Raw genomic sequence first — 22,526 nt, 5'->3', positions numbered from 1 at the left:
TGGTGCATCCGGGGCCCGTCTCGGGCGCACCGGCGGGACCGGCGCTGGAAGAACGCTATTGACCTCAGGTTTCGCGCTTGTAACCTCGCGGATATATTCCGTGACCATGCGCGTCACGCACTTCGGCCACTCGTGCCTGCTCGTCGAGACCGGTGCCGCCCGGATCCTGGTGGACCCCGGCACCTACAGCCACGGTTTCGAGGAGCTCGAGGACCTCGACGCCGTCCTCGTCACCCACGCCCACCCCGACCACGTCGACGTCGAGCGCCTGCCGTCGCTGCTCGACAGCAACGACGCCGCGGTGCTGCACGCGGAACCGTCGACGGCGGCCTCGCTCACCGAGTCGGGCCTGCGGGCCTCGCCCCTGCACCCCGGGGACTCCGTGGTCGTCGCGGGCGTCACGGTGACCGCGGTCGGCGGGCGGCACGCCGTCATCCACGCCGACATCGCCCGCATCGGCAACGTCGGCCTGGTCTTCACGGCCGAGGGGGAACCGACGCTCTTCCACCCCGGCGACTCCTACGAGGCGGTCCCCGACGGCGTCGACGTGCTCGCCGTCCCCCTGAACGCCCCGTGGGCCGCGTCGAAGGAGACCGTCGACTTCGTCCGCGCCGTCGGCGCGCGCGAGGGCCTGCTCATCCACGACGCGTTGCTCGCGCCGCCCGGCCGCGCCACCTACGCCGGCCACGTCCGCACCCTGGGCGGTCTCGCCGTCCGCGAGACCGAGGGCACCACGCCGCTCACCTTCTGATCACCCGCTCACCCGATCGTGCGCAGGTGGTGGGCGGTGGCGCCGACGCCCGCCGCCAGCACGTCGGCCGGAGTCCCCTGCGCGACCACGCGGCCACCGTCCTCACCGCCGCCGGGGCCGAGGTCGACCAGCCAGTCGGCGCCGAGCAGCACCGCGGCGTCGTGCTCCACCACGAGGACGGTGCTGCCCGCGTCGACGAGTCCGTGCAGCAGCCGCAGCAGGCGCTCGACGTCCGCGGGGTGCAGGCCGGTGGTGGGTTCGTCCAGCAGGTAGAGCGTCCCCGCCACGCTGGTGCGCTGCAGTTCCGTCGCGAGCTTGATGCGCTGGGCCTCCCCACCGGAGAGTTCGGTCGCGGGTTGACCCAGGCGCAGGTAGCCCAACCCGATGTCGCGCAGCGCGTTCAGACCGCGCAGCGCGACGGGGAGGTCGTCGAGCGCCGCGCAGGCCTCGTCGACGGTCAGGGCGAGGACGTCGGCGACGGTGAGGCCGCGGTGGGTGATCTCCAGGGTCTCCGGCGCGTAGCGGGTGCCGTGGCAGTCCGGGCAGGGCGACCACGTCCCGGGCAGGAACAGCAGCTCCACCGACAGCGCCCCCTCTCCCTTGCAGGTGGGACAGCGGCCGGCGGCGACGTTGAACGAGAACCGGCTCGCCGTCCACCGGCGGCGCCTCGCCTCGGGTTCACGGGCGAAGGCCTCGCGGACGGCGTCGAACAACCCCGTGTACGTGGCGAGGTTCGAGCGCGGGGTGCGCCCGATGGGCCGCTGGTCGACCCGCACGAGGCGGGTGACCCCGTCGAGGCCGGTGGCGCCGCGCACGACGGGGCGCTCCCCCGTCGGTCCGTCCGCCTCGTCCGCCTCGTCGGACTCGTCGGACTCGTCGGGCTCCTCGCTCCCCAGGTGGTCCGTGACGACGTCGGCGACGATCCCCGCCAACGTCGACTTCCCCGCCCCGGACACCCCCGACACCGCGGTGAGTACCCCCAGCGGGAGGTCGACGTCGAGGTCCCGGACGGTGTGCGACGAGGCCCCGGTGAGGCCGAGCCATCCCGTCGGGGTCCTCGCGGGCCTCCGCAGCCCCGGACGGAACCCCGGGGCCAGGAACTCCCGGGTCACCGACTCCGCGACGTCCTGCAGACCCGTGACCGGGCCGGAGTGCAGGACCTGGCCACCGGCCGTCCCCGCCCCGGGCCCCACGTCGACGAGCCAGTCGGCCGAGCGGACGACGGCCATGTCGTGCTCGACGACGAGCACGCTGTTCCCGGCGTCGCGCAGGCCGGCGAGGACGTCCAGCAGCGCGACGGTGTCCGCCGGGTGCAACCCCGCCGAGGGTTCGTCCAGGACGTAGACCACGCCGAACAACCCCGACCGCAGTTGCGTGGCGAGCCGCAACCGCTGCAGCTCCCCGGTGGAGAGGGTCGGCACCGTGCGGTCCAGGGCGAGGTAGCCCAGACCCAGGTCGACCACGGCGGCGGCGCGGGCGAGCAGGTCACGCACGATGACGTGCGCCGGCCCGTCGGCGGGGACGTCGGCGCCACCGAGGGCCTCGACGAGGCGCCGCACCGGCAACCCGGCCAGCTCGACGACGTCGTGCCCCGCGAAGGTCACCGCCAGCGCCTCGGGCCGCAACCGGCGACCACCGCACGCCGGGCACGGGGTGGCCTGCAGGAAACCCCGCAGCCGTTCCTTCGTGCTCGACGACCCGGTCGTCGCGAAGGTGTGCATGACGTGGTCGCGCACGCTGGTCCAGGTGCCCTGGTAGGGACGCTGGATGCGGTGCGCCTCGCGCACGGGGTGCACCGTCACGACGGGTTTCTCGTCGGTGAAGAGGATCCAGTCGCGGTCCGCGCGGGGCAGGTCGCGCCAGGGGGCGTCGACGTCGTGGCCGAGGGTCGCGAGGACGTCCCGGAAGTTCTTGCCCTGCCACGCCCGCGGCCACGCGGCGATCGCCCCGTCCCGGATGCTCAGGGACGGGTCGGGGACGACGGACTCCTCGGTGACCGAGAACTCCGTGCCGACCCCGTGACAGCGCGGGCAGGCCCCCACCGGGGTGTTGGGTGAGAACGCGTCGGAGTCGAGCCGGGGCGCACCCGCCGGGTAGTCACCGGCCCGCGACAGCAGCATCCGCAACGAGTTCGACAACGTCGTGACCGTGCCCACGGTGGAACGTGACGACGACCCGGACCGGTTCTGCTGCAGGGCGACCGCCGGCGGGACACCGGTCACGGAGTCGACGTGCGGCGCCGCGACCTGCTGGATGAGGCGCCGGGCGTACGGCGCGACGGACTCGAGGTAGCGCCGCTGCGCCTCGGCGTAGATCGTGCCGAAGGCCAACGACGACTTCCCCGAACCCGACACCCCGGTGAACGCGACGACCGCACCACGGGGCAGGTCGACGTCGACGTCGCGCAGGTTGTGGTCGCGGGCGCCGCGGACCCGGATGAGGTCGTCCCCGGGGGCGTGGAGGTGCACCCCACCACCGTAGGGTCAGCGGCGCACGGACGACATGTCCGGGTAGCGCTCACCCGCCCCGGCCCCCACCGGCAGGACCGCGTCGAGGGCCGCCAGGTCCTCCGCCGTGAGCTCCACCTCGACCGCGGCGATGTTCTCGGCCAGGTAGCTGCGCCGTTTGGTGCCGGGGATCGGGACGACGTCGGGCCCCTTGGCCGACAACCAGGCCAGCGCGACCTGGCCGGCGCTCACCCCCTTGGCCGTCGCCAGGGCGCGCACCTCGTCGACGAGGGCGAGGTTCTTGTCGAAGTTCTCCCCCTGGAACCGCGGGTTGTGGCGGCGGAAGTCGTCGGGGGCGAGGTCGTCGACGCTGCGGATCGCCCCGGAGAGGAACCCACGACCCAGCGGGGAGTACGCGACGAAACCGATGCCCAGTTCCCGCACGGTGGCCAGTACGCCGTCCTCCTCGACCTCGCGCGTCCACAGCGACCACTCGGTCTGCAGCGCGGTGACCGGGTGGGTGGCGTGCGCGCGCCGGATCGTCTCCGGCGCAGCCTCGCTGATGCCGAGGCGGCGGACCTTGCCGGCCGCCACGAGTTCGGCCATCGCCCCCCAGGTCTCCTCGACGGGAACGGCCGTGTCGACGCGGTGCTGGTAGTAGAGGTCGATGTGGTCGACGCCGAGGCGTTCCAGGCTCGCGTCGCAGGCGGCGCGGACGTACTCGGGCCGGCCGTTGACGGCGCGGGAGCCGTCGGCGCGGCGTTCGTTGCCGAACTTCGTCGCGAGCACCACCTCCTCGCGCCGTCCCGCGATGGCCCTGCCGACGAGCTCCTCGTTGGTGAACGGGCCGTACATGTCGGCCGTGTCGAGGAACGTGACACCGGCGTCGAGCGCCGCGCCGATCGTGGCGAGGGACTCCGCCTCGTCACCGGGCCCGTAGAACTCGCTCATGCCCATGCAGCCCAGGCCCTGGGCCGAGACCGTGAGCTCGGTGCCGTTGGCCGTGCTGCCGAGGGTGCGTCGGGGGTAGCTCATGGCCCCACCCTGCGACTTCGAGCGCGCTCGAAGTCAAGCCGGGGTGACCGGCCGCGGAGGACGCGGTGGGTTCCCGACGCTGGGGTGCGGATCGGGTCGTGCAGTGGTCTCCGGGTTCCACGCGGCGGTGGCGGAAGGGGTTGACTGGCCCGAAGCACACTCCGCTCCGCCTCCGCGCGGCCGACTGATCCACTCCGTCCGGAAGAGAGCACCCATGACCGTCTCCACCGCCCGTGTCGTCGTCGTCGGCGCCGGCATCCTCGGCGCCTCCACCGCCGCCCACCTGGCCCGCTCGGGTGCCTCCGTGGACCTCGTCACCGAGGGCGACGTCGCCTCCGGGGCCTCCGGCCGCTCGTTGTCCTGGCTGAACTCCGCCGGTGCCCGCAGCGACGCGTACCACCTGCTCCGCACCGTCGCGATCGACCGCTGGCGCACCTTCGCCCACCGCGCGGACCTGCAGCGGGCGGTCCGCTTCGACGGCGGGCTGACCTGGGCCCCTGCGGGGCAGAGCTACCGCGAGCGCCACGCCCACGAACTCTCCATCGGCTACGACTCGCTCTGGCTCGCCCCCGACGAGGTCGCCGCCTGGACGCCGGGCGTCGACCCGGCCGCGGTCGCCGCCGAGGGCGCGGTGTTCAACCCCGGTGAGGGCTGGGTGGACCTGCCGCTCGCCGTGGACGAACTGCTCGCGCGGTTGCGGGCCGCGGGTGGGCGTCTGCACACCGGGGTCGGACGCGCCCACCCCGTCGTGGAGAACGGCCGGGTGACGGGCGTCCGCACGGACTCCGGCGCCACTTTCGCCGCTGACGCCGTCGTGCTCGCGACCGGCCCGTGGGTTCCCCGCGACCTCGCCGAGCTCGGCGTCACCGTCCCCGAGGACACCCCCGTCTCGCTGCTGCTGCGGACGAAGCCCGTCGACGTGGCGCTGCGCGCGGTGCTGAACACACCGCGGGTCGCGGTCCGCCCCGCCCCGTCCGGCACCCTGGTGCTCGACTCCGGCTGGTCGGAGCAGGAGGTCGTCGTCCACGGCGAGGGTGACTACGAGGTGAAGGAGAGCACCCTGGCGGGGCTGCTGGCCGAGGCCTCCCGCGTCCTCGCCGGGAACCCGTCCCTGGAGCTCGCCGGTCACGGCGTGGGGCCGAAGCCGATCCCCGGCGACGGTGAACCCGTCGTCGGCCCCGTCGACGGGATCGCCGGACTGCACGTCCTGTTCACCCACAGCGGTGCGACCCTCGGGCTGGTGCTGGGCGAGTTCACCGCGCGCGAGGTGCTCACCGGGACGGCGCACCCCCTCCTGGCGTCGTTCCGTCCGGCGCGTTTCACCCCGGGGGCCTGAGGCTCGAGGGGTCGCCCGGCGCGGTCGACGGCCCGGCCTCGTAGAGGTCGATCTTGGCCGTGATCGCGCCGAGGTGGTGCGTGACCTCCTCGAGCTGGGACAGGACGCGTTCGCGGTGGGCGCGCAGGACCTGCAACCGCGCCTGCTCGTTCCCCGCCCCCGCCCGGCACAGCTCGGCGTACTCGCGGACCTCGCGCACGGGCATCCCGGTGGCGCGCAGCCGCTGGACCATCACGATCCAGCGCAGGTCGGCCTCTTCGTAGCGGCGCCGGCCCGCGCTGGTCCGGGCGGGCGTCCCCACGAGCAACCCCTCGGTCTCGTAGTAGCGCAGCGCGTGGGTGCTCAGACCCAGCCGTTCGGCCGCCTCGGCGATGCTCAGCCCGGCGCGTTCGTCGGTGGTGCTCACCGCAGGAGTGTCACCCCAGCAGGGGGCGCGGGTCGAAGACGACCCGGATGCGGTCGATGCCGTCCGGGCCGACGTGCATCCGGTTCACCACGGGGAACGGATCGACGCCGTCGAGGCGGGTCCGCATCTCGAACCACGTGACGACCTCGTCGCCGTCGACCAGCAGCTTCTCCACCACGACCTCCTCGAGGAAGCCCCGGCGCATGCCGAGCAGCCCGGCGACGCACTCGTCGGGTCCGTCCGCGGCGCCAATCGGTCCCCGGAAGGACACCTGCGGGTCGAACAGGCCGCGCAGGGCGTCGGCGTCCCCGGCGTTCCAGCCGCGGAAGTAGTCCTCGGCGTGCTCACGTGCGGTGGCCCCTGCGGTGGTCATCGTGATCTCCTCTCGTCGTCCTGGTCCTCCGAGCCTGCTCCGGCTCGAGCCAGAAGTCCAAGACCGGTTCGTAACCGCTGCCATACGATGCGGTGATGGAGCTGAGGGCGCTGGAACACTTCGTCGCCGTCGTCGACGCAGGGGGTTTCACCCGGGCCGCGGCGAAGCTGCGGGTCGCCCAACCCGGGGTCAGCGCCCAGGTCCGCAACCTCGAACGCGAACTGGGACAGGCGTTGTTCGAACGCCACGCCCGCGGCGCGACCCTCACCGCCGCGGGGCAGGCTGCGCTCCCGCACGCCCGGGCGGCACTGGCCTCGGCGGCCGCGGTGGCCGACGACGTCGCCGCGCTCGCCGGGTTGCTGCGCGGGACGCTGCGGGTCGGGATGCTGCTCTCCAGCAGCGGGATGCAGATGCCCGCCCTCCTGCGGGAGTTCCGCGACCTCGCCCCCGCCGTCGAACTGCGGGTGACCGAGGACGACGCCGCGAACCTGCTCGTCGCGGTGCGGGAGGGGACGCTCGACGTGGTGTGGACGGCGACCGCGGACCGCGAGTTCGACGACCTGACCGGGGTCACCGTCGCCCACGAACCCCTCGCCGCGCTGGTGGCCGCGGACCACCGGTGGGCCCGCCGTCGCACGGTGACCCTCGCCGAACTGTGCGGGGAACCGTTGCTGTCGGTCCCGCCCGGCGGGGGTCTGCGCACCGTGTTGGAGGGGACCTGCGCCGCCCAGGGCCTGACGTACCGGGTCGCCCTGGAGGCGAACTCACCCGTCCTGCTCGCGTCCCTGGCGGCTCAGGGGCTGGGCGTGGCCCTCGTCCCCGCCTCGTTCGCCGACTCCTCCACGGGAGGCACCGTCCACCCGCTGCGGATCGTGCGGCCGGGGCTGGTGGGCCGGGTGCAGGTGCTCTGGCGGCGGGAGAACCCCTCCCCCGCGACGCGCGCGTTCACCCGGCTCGTGACGCGCACCACCCACGGCTGACGGCCCGGCCGCCGGCGGGCAGGATGGTGACGTGTCCAGTCCCGTCCTGTTCCTGATGTCGACCGGTCCCGACGGCACGACGACGTTCGCGCCGGCCGACCCGACCGCCCCGCACCTGCGCGTCGACGACCTCGGGGCCACCCGCGGCGACGGGATCTTCGAATCGGTGAACGTCGTCGGTGGCGTCGCGCAGAGCCTGCGCCACCACCTCGACCGGTTCGCGCGCTCTGCCGCGATGGTCGACCTCCCCGCCCCCGACGCGACCGCGTGGGCCGTCGCGCTGAAGCAGGCCGTGGCCGCGCACGACCCGGTGCCCGAACTGCTGGTCAAGCTGATCATGACCCGCGGGGTCGAGGGCAGCGGTGTCCCCACCGGATGGGTGCACGCCTTCGTCGCCGCCGACCACACCCGCGAACGGGTCGAGGGCATCGACGTCCTGGCCCTGGAACGCGCCTACCCCAGCGACGTGATGACGCGGGCGCCCTGGCTGTTGCAGGGAGCCAAGACGTTGTCCTACGCGCTGAACATGGCCGCGCTGCGCCACGCCCGCGCCTGGGGCGCCCACGACGTCGTGTTCCTGTCCTCCGACGGCGAGGTCCTCGAGGGCCCGAACTCGACCGTCGTCGCCGTCTTCGGCGACCGCTGGGTCACGACGCCACCGGAACTCGGCATCCTCGAGGGGACGACCCAGGGCCGCGCCTTCGACTTCGCCCGGGGCCGTGGCGACCGCGCCGAGATCGGCCAGCTCGCGCTGGCGGACCTGCACTCCGCCGACGCGCTGTGGCTGGTCTCCAGCGGCCGCCTCAGCGCCCCCGTGCGCAGCGTCGACGGGACCCCCCGCCCCGTCGACGTCGTGCTCTCCGCCGAACTGCTGCAGCACCTGCTGACCGTCCACGACTGAGCCGCCGGGGTTGTGGGTCGTGGTCACCACGCGCCGAACCTAGTGGCGTGTGGTGACCACGACCCGAAACCGCGGCCACAGGACGACTACAGGCCGTAGGTCTCCAGCAACCGCAGCCAGACCTCGCTCATCGTGGGGTAGCTGGGGACGGCGTGCCAGAGCCGCTCCAACGGCACCTCGCCGACGATCGCGACCGTGGCCGAGTGGAGCAGTTCGGCGACGTCCTGCCCGACGAACGTCACGCCGACGATCACCGTGCGCTGCTCGTCGACGACCATCCGCGCCTTCCCGACGTAGCCGTCGGCGACGAGGGAGGCGCCCGCGACGTTGCCGAGGTCGTAGTCGACGACCTTGACGTCGAGGCCCTTCTCGCGGGCCTGGGCGGCGGTCAACCCGACCTGCGCGACCTCGGGGTCGGTGAACACGACCTGCGGGACGGCGTGGTGGTCGGCCGTCGCGGTGTAGCGCGACCACGGGGGCGTCTCGATCGGCCCGGCGGCCCGGGCGGCGATGGCGTCGCCGGTGGCGCGGGCGTCGTACTTGCCCTGGTGGGTGAGCTTCACCCGACCGGACACGTCGCCCGTCGCGTACAGCCAGGAGCCCTCGACCCCGGCGACGAGCCCGGTGTCGTCGACCTCGAGGGATCCGCCGTCCTGCAGCCCGACGGTCTCCAGCCCGATGCCGCTGGTCGCGGGGCGACGTCCGGTGGCGACGAGGAACTCGTCGGCGTCGACGGTCGAACCGTCGCCCAGGGTCACGTGCACGCCGCTGTCGTCCCGGGAGACCCGTGCGAGTTCCGCGCCCGTGCGGACGTCGATCCCGTCGGCGCGCAACGCCTCCGCGACCATCTCGCCGGCGAAGTCCTCCTGCCCGGCCAGCAGCCCGGAGCGCACGAGGAGGGTGACCTGCGACCCCAGACGCGCCCAGGCCTGCGCGAGTTCGCAGCCCACGACGCCGCCACCGATCACGGCGAGGCGCGCGGGCACGCTCTTCGCGCTCGTCGCCTCCCGGCTCGTCCAGACCCGGGAGTCCGCGAGCCCCGGGACGTCGGGGAGGACGGGCACGGAGCCGGTCGACACCACGACGGCCTGACGGGCGGTCAGCTCCACCGTTCCCTCGGCCGTCTCGACGGAGACCGTCCGCGTCCCGGTCAGCCGCGCGGTCCCCCGCACCAGACCGAGTCCCGCGGAGTCCAGCCACGTCGCCTGACTGCTGTCGTCCCAGCCGCTGGTGAAGCCGTCGCGGCGTTCCAGGACCTTCGCCGCGTCCAGCGACCCGGTCACGGCCTCGGCCGCGCCCTTCAGCCGCTGCGCCGCGGCGAGGGCCTGCCCGGAACGCAGCAACGCCTTCGACGGCATGCACGCCCAGTACGAGCACTCGCCACCGACGAGCTCCTTCTCCACCACCACGACGTCCAGCCCCGTCCGCCCGGCCCGGTCGGCGACGTTCTCGCCCACCGCCCCGGCTCCGATGACCACGACGTCGACCTCTCGCTGAGTGCTCACGCTCGCGACGCTAGGGCAAGCCCGTCGTGCGGCGACAGGGGCCCCGGTGTGGTGTGATCGTCGCGTGGGTCGACGTGACGTGGAGTTCAACGCCTCCCCCCGCCCGACGCTGGGCGTCGAGTGGGAGATGGTGCTCGTCGACCGGTCCTCGCGCGACCTCGCCTCCCGGGCCTCGGAGGTGCTGGACGCGGTCGACCGCGAGGACTCCCCGACGGGGCCGCGGATCACCAAGGAACTGCTGCGCAACACCCTCGAGATCGTCACCGGCGTCTGCGACACCGTCGGGGACGTCGTCGAGGACCTCTCGGGTTCCATCGCGGCCATCCGCCGGGTGAGCGATCCGCTGGGCCTGGAGCTGATGTGCGCGGGGACCCACCCCTTCGCGCGCTGGGACGAGCAGCAGGTCACCCCCGACGAGCGCTACGCGGAACTGCTGGAACGCACCCAGTGGTGGGGCCGCCAGATGCTCATCTGGGGCGTCCACGTGCACGTCGGGGTCAACTCGGTGCACAAGGTCCTGCCGATCCTCAACACCCTGCTGAACCACTACCCGCACCTGCAGGCCCTGTCCGCGAGTTCTCCGTACTGGACGGGCTTCGACACCGGCTACGCCAGCAACCGCGCGCAGATGTTCCAGCAGCTGCCGACGGCGGGGCTGCCGTTCCAGTTCGGCGCCTGGGGCGAGTTCGAGACCTACGTCGACGACATGCTGGTGACCGGCGTCATCGACGGCCTCTCCGACGTGCGCTGGGACATCCGCCCCTCCCCGAAGTTCGGCACGATCGAGGTCCGGGTCTGCGACGGGACCCCGACGATGCGGGAACTGCGGGCCGTGACCGCGCTCATCCACTGCCTCGTCGTGCACCTCGACGACCGGCTCGAGGCCGGTGAGGAACTGCCGACGATGCCGCCGTGGCACGTCCAGGAGAACAAGTGGCGCGCCTCCCGCTACGGCCTCGACGCCGAGATCATCGTCGACGGTGCGGGCCGCGAACGACTCGTCACCGACGACCTCACGGACTGGCTGAACCGCCTGGAACCCGTCGCCCGGCGGCTGGGGTGCGCCGACGACCTCGCCCTGGTCGCGGAGGTCCCCCGCCGCGGCGCGAGCTACCAGCGGCAGCGCCGCACGTTCGCGGAGGCCTGCGAGCGGGGCGCCGAGAACCCGTTGCACGACGTCGTCGACTCCCTCGTGCGGGAGATGCACGAGGCCTGACGGGGGGCGTCAGCCCGCCAGCGCCTCGGTCACCGTGATCGCCGAGAGACCGTGCGCCGCAGCGACTTCGGCGTTGGCGAGTGAACCGGCATGGGTCGAGAGCCCACCGGCGAGCGCGACGTCGGCACCGAGCGCAGCCTTCCATCCCGCGTCCGCGAGCTTCACGACGTAGGGCAGCGTCGCGTTCGTCAGGGCGTACGTCGACGTGTGCGGGACGGCACCCGGCATGTTGGCGACGCAGTAGAACACCGACCCGTGCACGGTGAACGTCGGGTCGTCGTGGGTGGTGGGGCGGGAGTCCTCGAAGCAGCCGCCCTGGTCGATGGCGATGTCGACGAGGACAGACCCGGGACGCATCTGCGCGACGAGGTCGTTGCTGACGAGTTTCGGCGCCTTCGCGCCGGGGACCAGCACCGCACCGATGACCAGGTCCGCGGCCCGCACGGCGCGGGCGAGTTCGTAGGAGTTCGAGACGATGGTGCGGACCGCACCCCCGAAGCGGGCGTCGACCTCGCGCAGCTTGGGCAGCGACAGGTCGAGCACGGTCACCTCGGCGCCCATGCCCAGCGCGATCTGCGCGGCGTTCTGACCGGAGACACCGGCGCCGATGACGACGACGTCGGCCCCACGGACGCCGGGGACACCGCCCATGAGCACGCCCCGGCCACCGGCGGCGCGCATCAACGAGTAGGCGCCCACCTGCGGCGCGAGGCGGCCGGCGACCTCGCTCATGGGGGCGAGCAGCGGCAGCGAACGGTCGGCGAGCTGGACCGTCTCGTAGGCGATCGCGGTGGTGCCGGACGCGAGCAGCGCGTCGGTGCACTCCCGGGAGGCCGCGAGGTGGAGGTAGGTGAACAGCACCTGGTCGGCGCGGAGGCGGTGGTACTCCTGCGCGATGGGCTCCTTGACCTTGAGCAGCAGGTCGGCACCGCCCCAGACCTCGTCGACGTCGGCGAGGACCTTCGCACCCGCGGCCTCGTAGTCCTGGTCGGGCAGGGAGCTGCCGAGGCCGGCGCCGGCCTCGACGAGGACCTCGTGGCCGTGACCGACGAGTTCGTGGACCCCGGCCGGGGTCAGCGCCACGCGGTACTCGCGGTTCTTCACCTCACGGGGGACGCCGATGCGCATGGTGCTCTCCTCAGGTCAGTCGGTGGTGACGGGTCGGTCGCTCTCCGTCCAGGGTGAAGAGGGTTCGAGGGGACGGCAAGCAACCTGCAGGAGATTCGTGGGAGGGTCGGTTCGTGGTAGATCCTTCGACAGACCGCCCCCTCAACCTGCCGTCGCCGAAGAAGCTGCAGCGGGTGGTGGACCCCGTCGACCGCGCGATCCTGCGCGTCCTGGCCGAGGACGCCCGCACCACCAACGCGGCGCTGGCCCAGCAGGTGGGGATCGCCGCCTCGACCTGCCTGCTGCGGGTCCGGGCGCTGCGCGAGTCGGGGGTCATCCGGGGTTTCCACGCCGACGTCGACCCCGCGGCCCTCGGGCTCGACCTGCAGGCGATGATCGCCGTGAAGCTCGCCGCGCACGCCCGCGGCAGCATGGGGCCCTTCGTGGCCCGGATGCGGCGGCGTCCCGAGGTCCTCGACGTCTACTTCGTCGCCGGGGCCGACGACTACCTGCTGCACGTGGCGGTGGAGAGCACCGCGGCCCTGCGCGACTTCGTCGCCGAGCACCTCTCCCACGACGCCGACGTGGGCCTCACCGAGACGAGCCTGATCTTCGAGCACACCCGCGGGGTGGGGCGCGGCTGAGCCCGGCCCCGCACGACTCGCGACAGGACGCGGCTGGACGCACAGGTGAGAACGGCTGACAGGTGCTTCAGCCGGGCACGGTGCCCGGGGCCCAGCGGTGGTCGTGCAGCTCGCGGGGCGCCGTCCGCAACGACCCGGCCCCGAAGGGCACGACGAAGGTCGCCCGGTCGGGGCGGGTGAACGTCCGGGTGAACTCGACGACACGACCGTCGGTGTCCCGGCTCGTGCACGTGAAGGCCATGACGGGCGAAGCCACGTCGACGTCGAGCACGCGGGCGTCCTTCTGGTCCAGGACGGCGAGGTCGAGCGTCTGCCACGCCCGGCTCAGCTGCACGCCGTAGAAGCTGAACAGCTCGTAGAGGGAGAACACCCCGAGGTCGAGATCACCGGCGAGGGGGAGCAGGTCCGCCGGGAAGAGGATCTCCTCCAGGGAGAAGGGTTCCCCGCCCGCGAGGCAGAGGCGCTTGATGAGGCAGAGGTCGTCGTCCTCGGCGATCGAGAAGACGTCGGCGTAGCGCGGCCCGGCAGCGCGCAGTCCGTGGACGAGGATCCGCACGGACGGCCGCGCTCCCCGGTCGGTCATGGCGCGGGTGAAACCGTCCAGGGTCTCCAGCTCGCGCGCGACCTTCTCGCCGACCACGAAGAACCCCCGACCGGCAGCCGACCTGAGCAGACCTTCCTCCACGAGCGCCTGCAGTCCCTTGAGCACCGTCAGTCGGTTGACGAGCGCTTCCGCGGCGAGTTCGGCCACGGGGGGCAGCAACGCCCCGGGTTGGTAGTGGCCGGTCTCGATGCGACGGCGGACGAGCCGTCGGACGGCCAGGTACTGCGGTCCCTGCTCAGCCGTCACGACCGGCTCCTCCCGACCCGACGGCACCGAGTTCGCTCGCGAACCGGACGAGGTCGGCCCGCACGAGCGACGTGAAGGTCTCCACCGGCCGGTCCTCTCCGTCGTGCGCGACTCCGGCCAGCGCGAACACGGACGTTTCCGGTCCGCACTCCAGCAGCGCGGCCGCGTCGGCGTCCAGGGGGGCCACGGACAACTGCTCGTACCCCCCGACCACCTCGACGTTCCACCCGGTTCTCAGCGTCCGGTAGAGGGAACCCCCTTCCGGGTCGTACCGGGCGGGCAGGTCGGGAAACCGTTCGCGGGACAGGACCGACTCCTCGATCGCCGCGGGGGTGCCGTCGAGGAGACGGAGCCGACGCAGCCGGTGGACAGGCGCCCCTGCCGGCAGGTCGAGACGGTCGGCGACGTCCGGGGCGGCCGGGAACACCGCCCATCCCAGGACGCGCGTCGCGAAGGCGCGCCCGGCGGCTGCCTCGGCGAAGGACCGCAGGTCTCGCAGGTCTCGGGTGACCCGCGGGACGGAGACGTAGGTGCCGGACCCCTGGACGTTGTGGATCGCGCCGGCGTCGACGAGGCGGCGGATCGCGGCGCGCACGGCGGCCCGGCTCGCGCCCCACCGGGCGGCGAGCTCGCGTTCGGTCGGCAACCGGTCCCCGGGCTGCAGACCCTCACGGTCGATCAAGGCCTCGAGCCGCTCCTGCGCCGCGACGCTCGGACGGACGGGGAGCCGTTGCACGCCTGCAGCCTAGGCCGACTCCGATCACCGTTCTGAACGCACTCGCACAGTGGTCCGATTTTCGACCACAGCCATCTAGTCACGACGAGGCGTGACTGCTACGTTCTCATTGGCTCGCTTTTTGCGGGCACCCATCTACTCGACGACGGACGCTCCCGGCGAACCGTCGTGCTCGACGCGTCCGCGGGCCGCCCCACCGGCGGAGTCGACCCCGGACACCCACGGACAGAGGAGTCCCCAGTGCGCAGACGAACGATGCTCGACTACGTCGCGGACACCCCGGACGTCCTGCGGGCGCAGGTTGCAGGAGACGTGGAGCGCCCCCTGGTCACGGCCCTCACCGCGGCCGCACGACCCCGGGTCCTGCGCATCGTCGCCACGGGGTCCTCGGCGAACGCCGCCCTCTGCGCCCGCCAGCACCTCCGCCGTGCCCTGGGCGTCGAGGTCCTCGTCACCGATCCGCACTCCTTCGTGCTGCACGAAGCCGAACTACCGCCGGACGAGTTCGTCGTGTGCATCTCCCAGAGCGGGTACAGCGGTGCTGTCCTGGACGCTCTCGACGCCGTGCGCGCCTCCGGTCGTCCCGCGATCGGCGTCACGGGGGACACCGGCAGCGACATCGCCGACCACTGCGACGTGCTCGTGGACTACGGGGTCGGCCCCGAGAGCGTCGGGTACTCCACCAAGGGGGTCAGCGCCCTGCACGCCTTCCTCTGCCTCGTCGGGGACACCGCGGCCGAACACCTCGGATCCGCCGCTCCGGGCCACCGCACGTTCCGCGACAGCCTGCCAGAGTACCTGCAGACCTTCGAGACCACCCTCGCAGCCACCCACGACGTCCTGCGCGAACACGTCAAGGACCTCACCTCGATGGGACCCGTCGTCGTCTGCGGTTCCGGACCGGACCTCGGTGTCGCCCGCGAGGGTGCCCTGAAGTTCGGCGAGACGATCCAGGTACCGGCCTCCGGCGTGGAACTCGAGGAGTTCCTCCACGGACCGCACCTGCAGCTGACTCCGCAGCACACGGTGGTCCTCCTGGCCACGGGAGCCGCCTCGTGGCGCCGTGCCCGCGAACTCCACCGGGCCGTCCAGATCGTCACCGACCGGGTGCACCTCATCACCGACGACCCCGGCGCGGACGCCCGACCAGGACGCGACGTGCGGACCGCCCCGGCGACCAGTCCCAGCGCCACCGCACCCGCCGTGCTGCCGTTCTTCCAGGTCCTCGCCCACGAGGTGACCGACCGCCTGCACCGCTGGCACAAGCACCCGCTGCTCGTGCCCTTCGAAGCCGCCATCAGCGGCAAGACCGAGAACTACGTCGACAAGGAAGTCGTCTGACGGCTTCCGCGCGAAACCCCGGGACCCGAACGCGGCCGGCGCCGCGAAACCCCATCTCGAAGGAGAGATCCGTGACCGACACCCCATCCGCAGCGGCCCCACCCGGCCGTGGAACCTTGCAGCGCAACCTCGGCCTGACCACGGCCCTCGCCCTGGGCGTGGGTACGACGGTCGGCTCGGGCATCTTCACGTCGGTCGGCGCTGTCGCCGGTGCGGCAGGAACGCCGTGGCTGGCGGTCGCCGCTTTCCTCGTCGGCGGCCTCATCATGGTTCCCCAGATCCTCCTCTACTGCGAGTTCTCGACCGCCTACACCGAGAGCGGTGGGCAGGTCGTGTACTTCCGCGAGGCGGGCTGGTCCTTTCCCAGCATGTTCATGTCCTGGTCGTGCTACTGGGCCACGGATCCCGTCGGCATCGCCACCATGACCTTGACGGTGGTGAGCTACGCCGCCTACTTCACCGGCTGGGACGGGATCACCGGTCGGCTCGTGGGGTGCGCCCTCATCGTGTTCTTCACGTGGCTGCACATCTGCCACAAGAGGGCCGGGGCCGCCTGGCAGGACTTCATCACGGCCGCCAAGATCCTCCCCTTCGTCGTGCTCGTCGTCATCGGTCTGTTCTTCGTCGACGGGACGAACTACAGCGACCCGTCCAACGGTCTGCGCGGCGACGGACCGAGTTCGGGGCCCCTCCTCGCCCTCGTCACCGGCGTGGCGCTCACGACGTGGGCCTACGACGGGATGCAGACCTCGGTCACCATGGCCGGTGAGATCAAGAACCCCCGGCGCAACATGCCCATCGCTCTCATCGGCACGGTCGTCCTGGTCACCCTCCTCTACACCGGGCTCGCCGCGGCGGCGGTCGGCCTCGTCGACATCGAGGACCTGGCGTCCTCCGAGGCACCGGTGGCGACTGCTTTCTCCCAACTCCCCGGGGTGGGTGAGAACGCAGGAACCCTGGCCGCCGTGCTGGCCGTCGTCGTGGTCGTGGGATCGCTGTCCAGCCTCATCATGTTCCAGGCACGCATGCAGATGAAGGCCGCCGAGGAGGGCTACTGGTGGCGTTCGTGGGCGGCGATCCACCCGAAGTACAACACTCCCGCCACCTCCATGCTCTGGCAGTCGGGGCTGGCCCTCGCCCTCGTGTGGTTCTCCTCGGTCCAGCAACTCCTGGGCCTGTTCACCCTCATCGTCCTGCTGCGCAACGCACTCCTGTTCTGCGCCTGGTTCAAGCTGCGGCACCGTCCGAGCTACCGGCCGACCTGGAAGGCCCCCTTCGGTCCCGTCACCGCCGTCTTGGCCGTCGTCCCGAGTGTCGTGCTCATGGTCTCGACGTTCTTCGACGCCCCGACCGAGTCGGTCGTGGCGGGACTCGTGGCCCTCGCCACCGCCGTCCCCTTCTACTTCCGTTGGCGCCGGGTCAACGCCGACGTGATCCGGCAGGCGCAGGACGCCCGCGACGCCCGCATCCTGGGTCAGGTGGACGCGTGAGCCCCCGACCGGTGCCCTCCGGCCCCCTTCCCCTCCGGTACTTCCCCTCCAGTCCATCCCCGTACGACGAGAAGGCGACGACGCAGTGATCAAGTTCGACGAGACGAAGCAGCTCGACCACGTCAGCGGGGCGCTCGCCCTGCGCCGCGACATCGAGGCCGTCGTGGACGACCTCAGCGACCGCGGCTACGACCAGCTCTGCTACCTGGGAATCGGGGGCACCTGGGCCTCCGGTCTGCAGGCGGAGTCCCACGTCAAGCAACTCGGGGACATCCCCGTCGCGGTGGAGAACGCCGCCCAGTACACGACCACGGGCAACCGCCGCATCACGGAACGGTCCGTCGTGGTCGTCTCGTCCGTGACGGGCACGACGCCCGAGGTCGTGCGGGCGGTCGAGCAGCTCCGCGAAGTGGGAGCGACGGTCGTCGGCTTCGTGGACGAACCGGCCTCCCCGTTGGCCGAACTCGTGACCACGTGCTTCTCCTACCCGGGGGCCGAACAGGTCAAGTTCTTCACCGTCGCCGACCGGTTCCTGCGCAACGCCGGTCAGTTCGACGGCTACGACGACCTCTACGCCGGCCTCGACGCCTCGCTCGCCCCCGCGCTCGTCGCCGTCGGCAAGGAGGCGGACCCGTTCGCCGCCAACTTCGCCCAGCAGCACCACGACGACGCCCTGCACTACTTCGTCGGAGCGGGGACGCAGTACGGGTCCACCTACTCCTACGCGATGTGCTACTGGGAGGAGCAGCACTGGTTGCGGAGCAAGTCGGTGCACGCCGCGGAGTTCCTGCACGGAACGCTGGAGGTCGTGGACCGCGACACCAACGTCACGGTCTTCCTCGGTGAGGACGCCGAGCGTCCGCTGGCCGAACGTGTGGCCGAGTTCCTCCCCCGCGTCTGCGCCAACGTGACCCTGATCGACTCCCGTGACTACGCGCTGCCCGGGATCGCCGCGGAGCACCGCGGCCACCTGTCCCACCTCGTCACCCACGCCGTGACCGAGCGCATCGACGCCCACGTGGAACTGCTGAACCGCCACCCGGTCGACATCCGGCGCTACTACCGCGCCCTGAGCTACTGACCAGTTCCGGGGAGGATGACCGTGGTGATGTTCACGTGAAGGTCGCAGCCGCCGGTGACAACTGCATCGACGTCTACACCGGGCTCGGTCAGCGTCGGCCGGGCGGGAACGCCGTCAACGTGGCGGTGTACCTGCGTCGCCTCGGCGTCGACAGCTCCTACCTCGGGGTGGTGGGCGACGACGACGACGGCCGGTCGTTGCGCGAGGCCCTGCAGGGACGCGGCGTGGACACGAGCCACCTGCACGTCAGCACCGGCCGCACGGCCCGGACCGAGGTCCTGCTCCGGGACGGCAACCGGGTGTTCGGCACGCACGACGAAGGGGTGATGGCCGACTTCCGGCTCAGCCCCGGGGACATCGCGTTCGTGGGCGACCACGACCTGCTCGTGACGGGCATCTGGGGACACACCGCCGAGGACCTCCCCGCCCTGCGGGCGCAGGGCCTGCGCATCGCGTTCGACTACTCCGACCAGCCGGAGGACCCCGTGGTCGACGCGTCGCTGGGCGACGTCGACTACGCCTTCTTCGGACTCGACACGCAGGAGGGACCCGACTCCCCGTCCCTGCGGGAGTTCGTGCGGGACAAGCAGGCGCGCGGGCCGCGGTGCGTCGTGGTCACCCTCGGCGAGCACGGCAGCCTCGCCTTCGACGGGCAGGAGTTCACCGTCACCGCAGCCGAGCCCTGCACCGTCGTGGACACGATGGGGGCCGGCGACAGCTTCATCGCGGGGTTCCTCAGCGGTGTGCTGGAGGGACTACCGACCGCGGACTGCGCGTCCCGGGGGGCGGCGAACAGCGCCGTGACCCTGCAGTACCTCGGGGCCTGGTGAACCGGGGGCGGGGTCCAGGACCCCGCCCCTCGGATCCAGCCGTCCTGCTGCGCGACGGCGATGGCGTCCGTACGGCTCCGCACGGCAGCTCGGTGTCCCTGCGGAACCCGGGACCCGGAAAGTCCCCTCGGTGGCTCGACCAGGTTCAGGCGACGGGCAGCGCGGCCAGGAACTCCTGCAGGACCGGCACCGGCAGGTCGCGGCGAGCCGCGCCCAGGCTGCGCAACGAGGCCCCGGTGGAAGGCACCCGCTCGCGCAGCGCCTGCGCGTGGTGCTCGACGAGGCGTTGCAGCGCAGCGCGACAGCGGTCGTGATCGGCGACCCAGGCCTGCCGGCGGGCGAACGCCTTGACCAGGCCGGGGAAGCGGTAGCGGCCACCGGGTTCGGCTCGCAGGAGGTGTGCGTCGACCAGTTCCTCCAGCACCCCGCGGGCGTGGACCGGGGCGACGTCCAGCACCGCGGCCGCGGCACCGCCGTCGAGCCAGGCGCAGTCGGGCACCGCGAGCAGGCAGAACGCCTGCCCCAGTTCGCGTCCCAGGCTGTCCTGCACTCGTTGCAGCGGCGCGTCGACGATCGCGCAGTCGGCGGCCATCACCACCGGCTCGCGCAGGTCGTCGGCGAGCTGGGCCGCGATCTGGGCGATGCTCCACCCCGGCCGGTCCAGCAGGCGCGCAGCCGCGACGCGCACCGCCAGCGGCAGGTGCGAACACGCGGCGACCACCTGCTCGGACACCTCCCGCTCGGCGAGGACCCGCTCGTGGCCGGCCACCGCTCCCAGCAGCTCGAGCGACTCGTGCGCGGGCAAGGGTCCGACGGTGGTCCAGCGCACCGGGGACAGCGCGGGCAACCGCCGGGCGCTGGTGAGCAGGACGGCGCTGCCGGCTCCGGCGGGCAGCAGGTCGCGCACCGTCTCCGCCGTGGCGACGTGGTCCAGCAGCAGCAGGAGGCGCCGTCCGTCGGTCACCGTGCGCCAGGTCGCGATCCGTTCGGCGAGCGCCTCGGGGACCGCGTGCGGGGCGGTCCCCAGCGCGCGCAGGAACGCACCCAGCACGTCGTGCGCGCTCACCGGGCCCGCACCGCCGCGGAGATCGGCGTAGAGCTGACCGTCGGGGAAACTCCCCCGCACCCGGTGCGCGACCTGCACGGCCAGGGCGCTCGTCCCGGTTCCGCCCAACCCGGTGAGACCCTCGACCACGAGCCGGCCCGCGTCCGGCAAGGACGCCGCCAACCGGTCGAGGAGTTCCGCCCGCCCCACGAACGGCTCGGCCCGCGGCGGCAGTTGCGCCGGAACTCCGGCGGGCACCCCGCCCGGGGCGTCGGCGTCGCGGCGGCGGATCGCGGTCCGTCCCGCCAGCGCGGGGTCGGCCCGCAACACCCTCTCGTGCAACGACTGCAGACCGGGACCGGGATCGACACCGAGTTCGGCGGCGAGGAACTCGTGGGCCTCGCGGTAGGTGGCGAGCGCCTCCGCCCGACGGCCGCTGCGGTAGAGGGCGAGCATCAGCAGTTCCCGGCGGCGTTCGCGCAGCGGTTCCGCGGCCACGGCGTCCACCAGCTCGGCGACGGTTCCGGGCCCGGGCCCGGCCGTCTCGAGCTCGGCCGCCCACAGGTCCTCCACCGCGTCGGCGTGCAGCAGTTCCAGGTGGGCGCGGCGAGCGGTCAGGTACGGGCCGTCCACCCCGGCCAGCGCACGACCGGTCCACCGCGCCAGGGCCGTGCGCAACCGCTCGTGCGCCAGGGAGTCCCGCCCGTCGCGCGCGGCGGCGCGGGCCGCGGCGACCTCACCGCGGAACAGGTCGACGTCCACCACCCCCGGGGGCAGGAACAGGCCGTACCCCCCGGAACGGGACTCCAGCCGGACCTCGCCGTCGGCTCCGCAGGCGGAGAGGACCCGCCGCAGGCGGGAGACGTAGGTGCGGACCGTCGCGCGCGCCCCGGTGGGGGCCTCGCCGTCCCAGAGCGCCTCGACGAGTTCCCCGACGGGGACCACCTGCTGAGACCGCAGCACGAGGACCGCCCAGAGGGCCCGCTGCTGAGGGGTGCCGAGGTCCACGTCCGTGTCGCACCAGCGCATCGAGACCGCACCGAGGACCGTCAGTTCGAGGTCCGGTGCGGGCTCCCGGTCCTGCCGGGAGACGTCGTGGGGCACGGGACGGTCCTCTCGAGTGCGCGGTGGGTGTGCTCGTAGGGTGAGCGCTCGGGCCCCCGCGGGGACAGAGCTGCAGCGCCAGAGATGGACGGCCCCACCTTGTGGATCTCACAAGGTGCAGGGGCTGGAGGGGGAACCGGTGACCGGAACGTCCGAGCGGATCGAGCGCGGGGCCGACCGGCCCCCGATCACGACGCTGACGGAACTCTTCACCCGCGCCCAGGACAGCGTCCCCGCCCTGACCCTGGAGGTCATCGACCTCATCCACGACCGGGTGGCGGAGTACGGCTCGACGACGGTGACCCAGCAGATCGGGCACACCGAGGGGCAGCTCCGCGACATGGTGACCGGGCTGGCCTGCGGTCGGGGCCCCGACGAGCGCGAACTCGAGGCCGCCCGCGACCTGGGCCGGCAGCGGGCCCTCGACCGCGTCCCGCTGCACGCGCTGATCAGCGCCTTCCAGGTCGGTTTCCAGCGGCTCTGGGCCCACCTGCAGGAACTCGCCCGGGAGTCCGGGCGCCAGGAGCTGCAGCTGGACCTGCTGGCGGGCGTCGACGGCGTCTGGTCCTGGATGCAGGCCATCACCGCGGCCGCCTCCCAGGCGCACAGCGAGGCCACCGTGGCCCTGGAGGCGGTCGACATCCGCTCCACCCACCGCTTCGTGCAGGCCCTCAGCCAGGGCGACGTCGAACGCGACGTCGCCGAACGCGCCGCGGTCAGCCTGGGCTACGACCTCGCGGGGCAGTTCCAGGTGGTGTGCTGGTCGGTCGGCGGCTGGTCGGAACTGCAGGTGCAGCGCTGGCACGAACGCGACGGGGTGCCGAGGCCGGCGACGCAGCACCTCCAGGTGGCCGGCGTCGGGCAGACCATGGTCGCCGTCCTGCAGGGCGCGGACCCCGCGAAGCTCGTCGCCCGGGTCCACCGGGTCGACCCCGCCGCCCGGGTCGGCGTGGGCCTGAGCCGTCCGGGCGTCCCGGGGGCGGTCGACAGCTACCGCGACGCCGTCCTCTGCCTGGCCCACGCCGACCCTCGCCGACCGGTCGTGGCCTTCGAGCGGTGGTGGCTCCCGGTCAGCCTGAGCGAGCAGGCCCCGCGGTTGCGCCAGGTGCTCGAACCCGGTCTGCGGGCTGCCGTGGACAACCCGCACCTGCTCCAGACGGTCACCGCCTTCGCCGACGCGGGGTCGTCGCTGTCGACCACGGCGAGCGCCCTGCACGTGCACGTCAACACCGTCCGCTACCGGCTGGACCGCTGGCGGACGCTGACCGGGTGGGACCCGACGACGTGGGACGGGTTGTGCCGCACGCTCCTGGTCGACTGGACCCGCGACGGGTGACCCGCAGCGAGC

At 72.8% G+C, this 22,526-nt stretch carries 20 protein-coding genes; 11 read left to right on the top strand and 9 right to left on the bottom strand.

What is annotated here, in order from left to right:
- Positions 1 to 106: 106 nt before the first annotated feature.
- Entirely contained in the window at positions 107 to 751 is a 645-nt protein-coding gene (locus AC0I8G_RS15180; RefSeq protein WP_380260549.1) for an MBL fold metallo-hydrolase, read from the top strand.
- Positions 752 to 759: 8 nt separating this feature from the next.
- Here AC0I8G_RS15180 and AC0I8G_RS15175 read toward each other — a convergent pair whose 3' ends face one another.
- Both AC0I8G_RS15175 and AC0I8G_RS15170 read right to left on the bottom strand, forming a co-directional pair.
- The gene (locus AC0I8G_RS15175) at positions 760 to 3,219 is read right to left on the bottom strand and encodes an excinuclease ABC subunit UvrA (protein WP_471730653.1); all 2,460 of its coding nucleotides are present in this window, start codon (positions 3,217 to 3,219) and stop codon (positions 760 to 762) included.
- Positions 3,220 to 3,234: 15 nt separating this feature from the next.
- Positions 3,235 to 4,233, bottom strand: a complete 999-nt coding sequence (locus AC0I8G_RS15170) for an aldo/keto reductase (protein ID WP_380260547.1) — start codon at positions 4,231 to 4,233, stop codon at positions 3,235 to 3,237.
- 214 nt (positions 4,234 to 4,447) lie between these two features.
- Between AC0I8G_RS15170 and AC0I8G_RS15165 the strand changes: the two genes are divergently transcribed.
- Positions 4,448 to 5,569, top strand: coding sequence for an NAD(P)/FAD-dependent oxidoreductase (locus tag AC0I8G_RS15165; RefSeq protein ID WP_471730652.1), 1,122 nt, complete (start codon positions 4,448 to 4,450; stop codon positions 5,567 to 5,569).
- Here AC0I8G_RS15165 and AC0I8G_RS15160 read toward each other — a convergent pair.
- Both AC0I8G_RS15160 and AC0I8G_RS15155 read right to left on the bottom strand, forming a co-directional pair.
- Positions 5,553 to 5,975, bottom strand: coding sequence for a MerR family transcriptional regulator (locus AC0I8G_RS15160; RefSeq protein ID WP_471730651.1), 423 nt, complete (start codon positions 5,973 to 5,975; stop codon positions 5,553 to 5,555). The genes AC0I8G_RS15165 and AC0I8G_RS15160 overlap by 17 nt on opposite strands.
- A gap of 10 nt (positions 5,976 to 5,985) precedes the next feature.
- Entirely contained in the window at positions 5,986 to 6,348 is a 363-nt protein-coding gene (locus AC0I8G_RS15155) for a nuclear transport factor 2 family protein (protein ID WP_471730650.1), read from the bottom strand.
- 95 nt (positions 6,349 to 6,443) lie between these two features.
- Here AC0I8G_RS15155 and AC0I8G_RS15150 point away from each other — a divergent pair, with 95 nt between their 5' ends.
- On the top strand, positions 6,444 to 7,328 hold the full coding sequence (locus tag AC0I8G_RS15150) for a LysR family transcriptional regulator (protein WP_471730649.1): 885 nt from the start codon (positions 6,444 to 6,446) through the stop codon (positions 7,326 to 7,328).
- Positions 7,329 to 7,359: 31 nt separating this feature from the next.
- On the top strand, positions 7,360 to 8,229 hold the full coding sequence (locus AC0I8G_RS15145; protein ID WP_471730648.1) for an aminodeoxychorismate lyase: 870 nt from the start codon (positions 7,360 to 7,362) through the stop codon (positions 8,227 to 8,229).
- An 86-nt stretch (positions 8,230 to 8,315) separates the two neighbouring features.
- Here AC0I8G_RS15145 and AC0I8G_RS15140 read toward each other — a convergent pair whose 3' ends face one another.
- A complete protein-coding gene (locus AC0I8G_RS15140) occupies positions 8,316 to 9,734 on the bottom strand; it encodes a dihydrolipoyl dehydrogenase family protein (protein WP_471730647.1) in 1,419 nt (472 codons plus the stop codon).
- Positions 9,735 to 9,798: 64 nt separating this feature from the next.
- On the opposite strand from AC0I8G_RS15140, the gene AC0I8G_RS15135 reads away from it, so the two are divergent.
- A complete protein-coding gene (locus AC0I8G_RS15135) occupies positions 9,799 to 10,950 on the top strand; it encodes a glutamate--cysteine ligase (protein ID WP_471730646.1) in 1,152 nt (383 codons plus the stop codon).
- A gap of 9 nt (positions 10,951 to 10,959) precedes the next feature.
- Here the strand turns inward: AC0I8G_RS15135 and ald are convergent, their stop codons facing one another.
- A complete protein-coding gene (ald, locus tag AC0I8G_RS15130; protein WP_471730645.1) occupies positions 10,960 to 12,078 on the bottom strand; it encodes an alanine dehydrogenase in 1,119 nt (372 codons plus the stop codon).
- Between the two features lie 173 nt (positions 12,079 to 12,251).
- Here ald and AC0I8G_RS15125 point away from each other — a divergent pair, with 173 nt between their 5' ends.
- The gene (locus AC0I8G_RS15125) at positions 12,252 to 12,701 is read left to right on the top strand and encodes an Lrp/AsnC family transcriptional regulator (RefSeq protein ID WP_380260538.1); all 450 of its coding nucleotides are present in this window, start codon (positions 12,252 to 12,254) and stop codon (positions 12,699 to 12,701) included.
- A gap of 67 nt (positions 12,702 to 12,768) precedes the next feature.
- On the opposite strand, the gene AC0I8G_RS15120 is transcribed toward AC0I8G_RS15125, so the two are convergent.
- The gene (locus AC0I8G_RS15120) at positions 12,769 to 13,551 is read right to left on the bottom strand and encodes a GntR family transcriptional regulator (RefSeq protein WP_471730644.1); all 783 of its coding nucleotides are present in this window, start codon (positions 13,549 to 13,551) and stop codon (positions 12,769 to 12,771) included.
- A complete protein-coding gene (locus tag AC0I8G_RS15115; RefSeq protein WP_471730643.1) occupies positions 13,541 to 14,287 on the bottom strand; it encodes a GntR family transcriptional regulator in 747 nt (248 codons plus the stop codon). Before AC0I8G_RS15115 ends, AC0I8G_RS15120 begins: the two co-directional genes overlap by 11 nt.
- A 240-nt stretch (positions 14,288 to 14,527) precedes the next feature.
- Between AC0I8G_RS15115 and AC0I8G_RS15110 the strand changes: the two genes are divergently transcribed.
- The 4 genes from AC0I8G_RS15110 (at position 14,528) to frlD (ending at position 19,029) form a co-directional block, all read left to right on the top strand.
- Positions 14,528 to 15,628, top strand: a complete 1,101-nt coding sequence (locus AC0I8G_RS15110) for an SIS domain-containing protein (RefSeq protein WP_471730642.1) — start codon at positions 14,528 to 14,530, stop codon at positions 15,626 to 15,628.
- Between the two features lie 71 nt (positions 15,629 to 15,699).
- Positions 15,700 to 17,118 (top strand): amino acid permease, encoded by a 1,419-nt coding sequence (locus AC0I8G_RS15105; protein WP_471730641.1) that lies wholly within the window; start codon positions 15,700 to 15,702, stop codon positions 17,116 to 17,118.
- 85 nt (positions 17,119 to 17,203) lie between these two features.
- The gene (locus AC0I8G_RS15100) at positions 17,204 to 18,199 is read left to right on the top strand and encodes an SIS domain-containing protein (RefSeq protein ID WP_471730640.1); all 996 of its coding nucleotides are present in this window, start codon (positions 17,204 to 17,206) and stop codon (positions 18,197 to 18,199) included.
- 35 nt (positions 18,200 to 18,234) lie between these two features.
- Positions 18,235 to 19,029 carry a fructoselysine 6-kinase gene (gene frlD / locus AC0I8G_RS15095; protein ID WP_471730639.1) on the top strand — a complete coding sequence of 265 codons (795 nt, stop codon included), beginning with the start codon at positions 18,235 to 18,237 and terminating at the stop codon, positions 19,027 to 19,029.
- A 145-nt stretch (positions 19,030 to 19,174) separates the two neighbouring features.
- Here the strand turns inward: frlD and AC0I8G_RS15090 are convergent, their stop codons facing one another.
- On the bottom strand, positions 19,175 to 21,178 hold the full coding sequence (locus AC0I8G_RS15090) for an AfsR/SARP family transcriptional regulator (RefSeq protein WP_471730638.1): 2,004 nt from the start codon (positions 21,176 to 21,178) through the stop codon (positions 19,175 to 19,177).
- Positions 21,179 to 21,317: 139 nt separating this feature from the next.
- Here AC0I8G_RS15090 and AC0I8G_RS15085 point away from each other — a divergent pair, with 139 nt between their 5' ends.
- Positions 21,318 to 22,514 carry a PucR family transcriptional regulator gene (locus AC0I8G_RS15085; protein ID WP_471730637.1) on the top strand — a complete coding sequence of 399 codons (1,197 nt, stop codon included), beginning with the start codon at positions 21,318 to 21,320 and terminating at the stop codon, positions 22,512 to 22,514.
- The last annotated feature ends 12 nt before the right edge of the window (positions 22,515 to 22,526 follow it).

The organism is Kineococcus sp. AC630, assembly GCF_979255925.1.
This window is presented reverse-complemented; position numbering and strand designations above follow the sequence as displayed.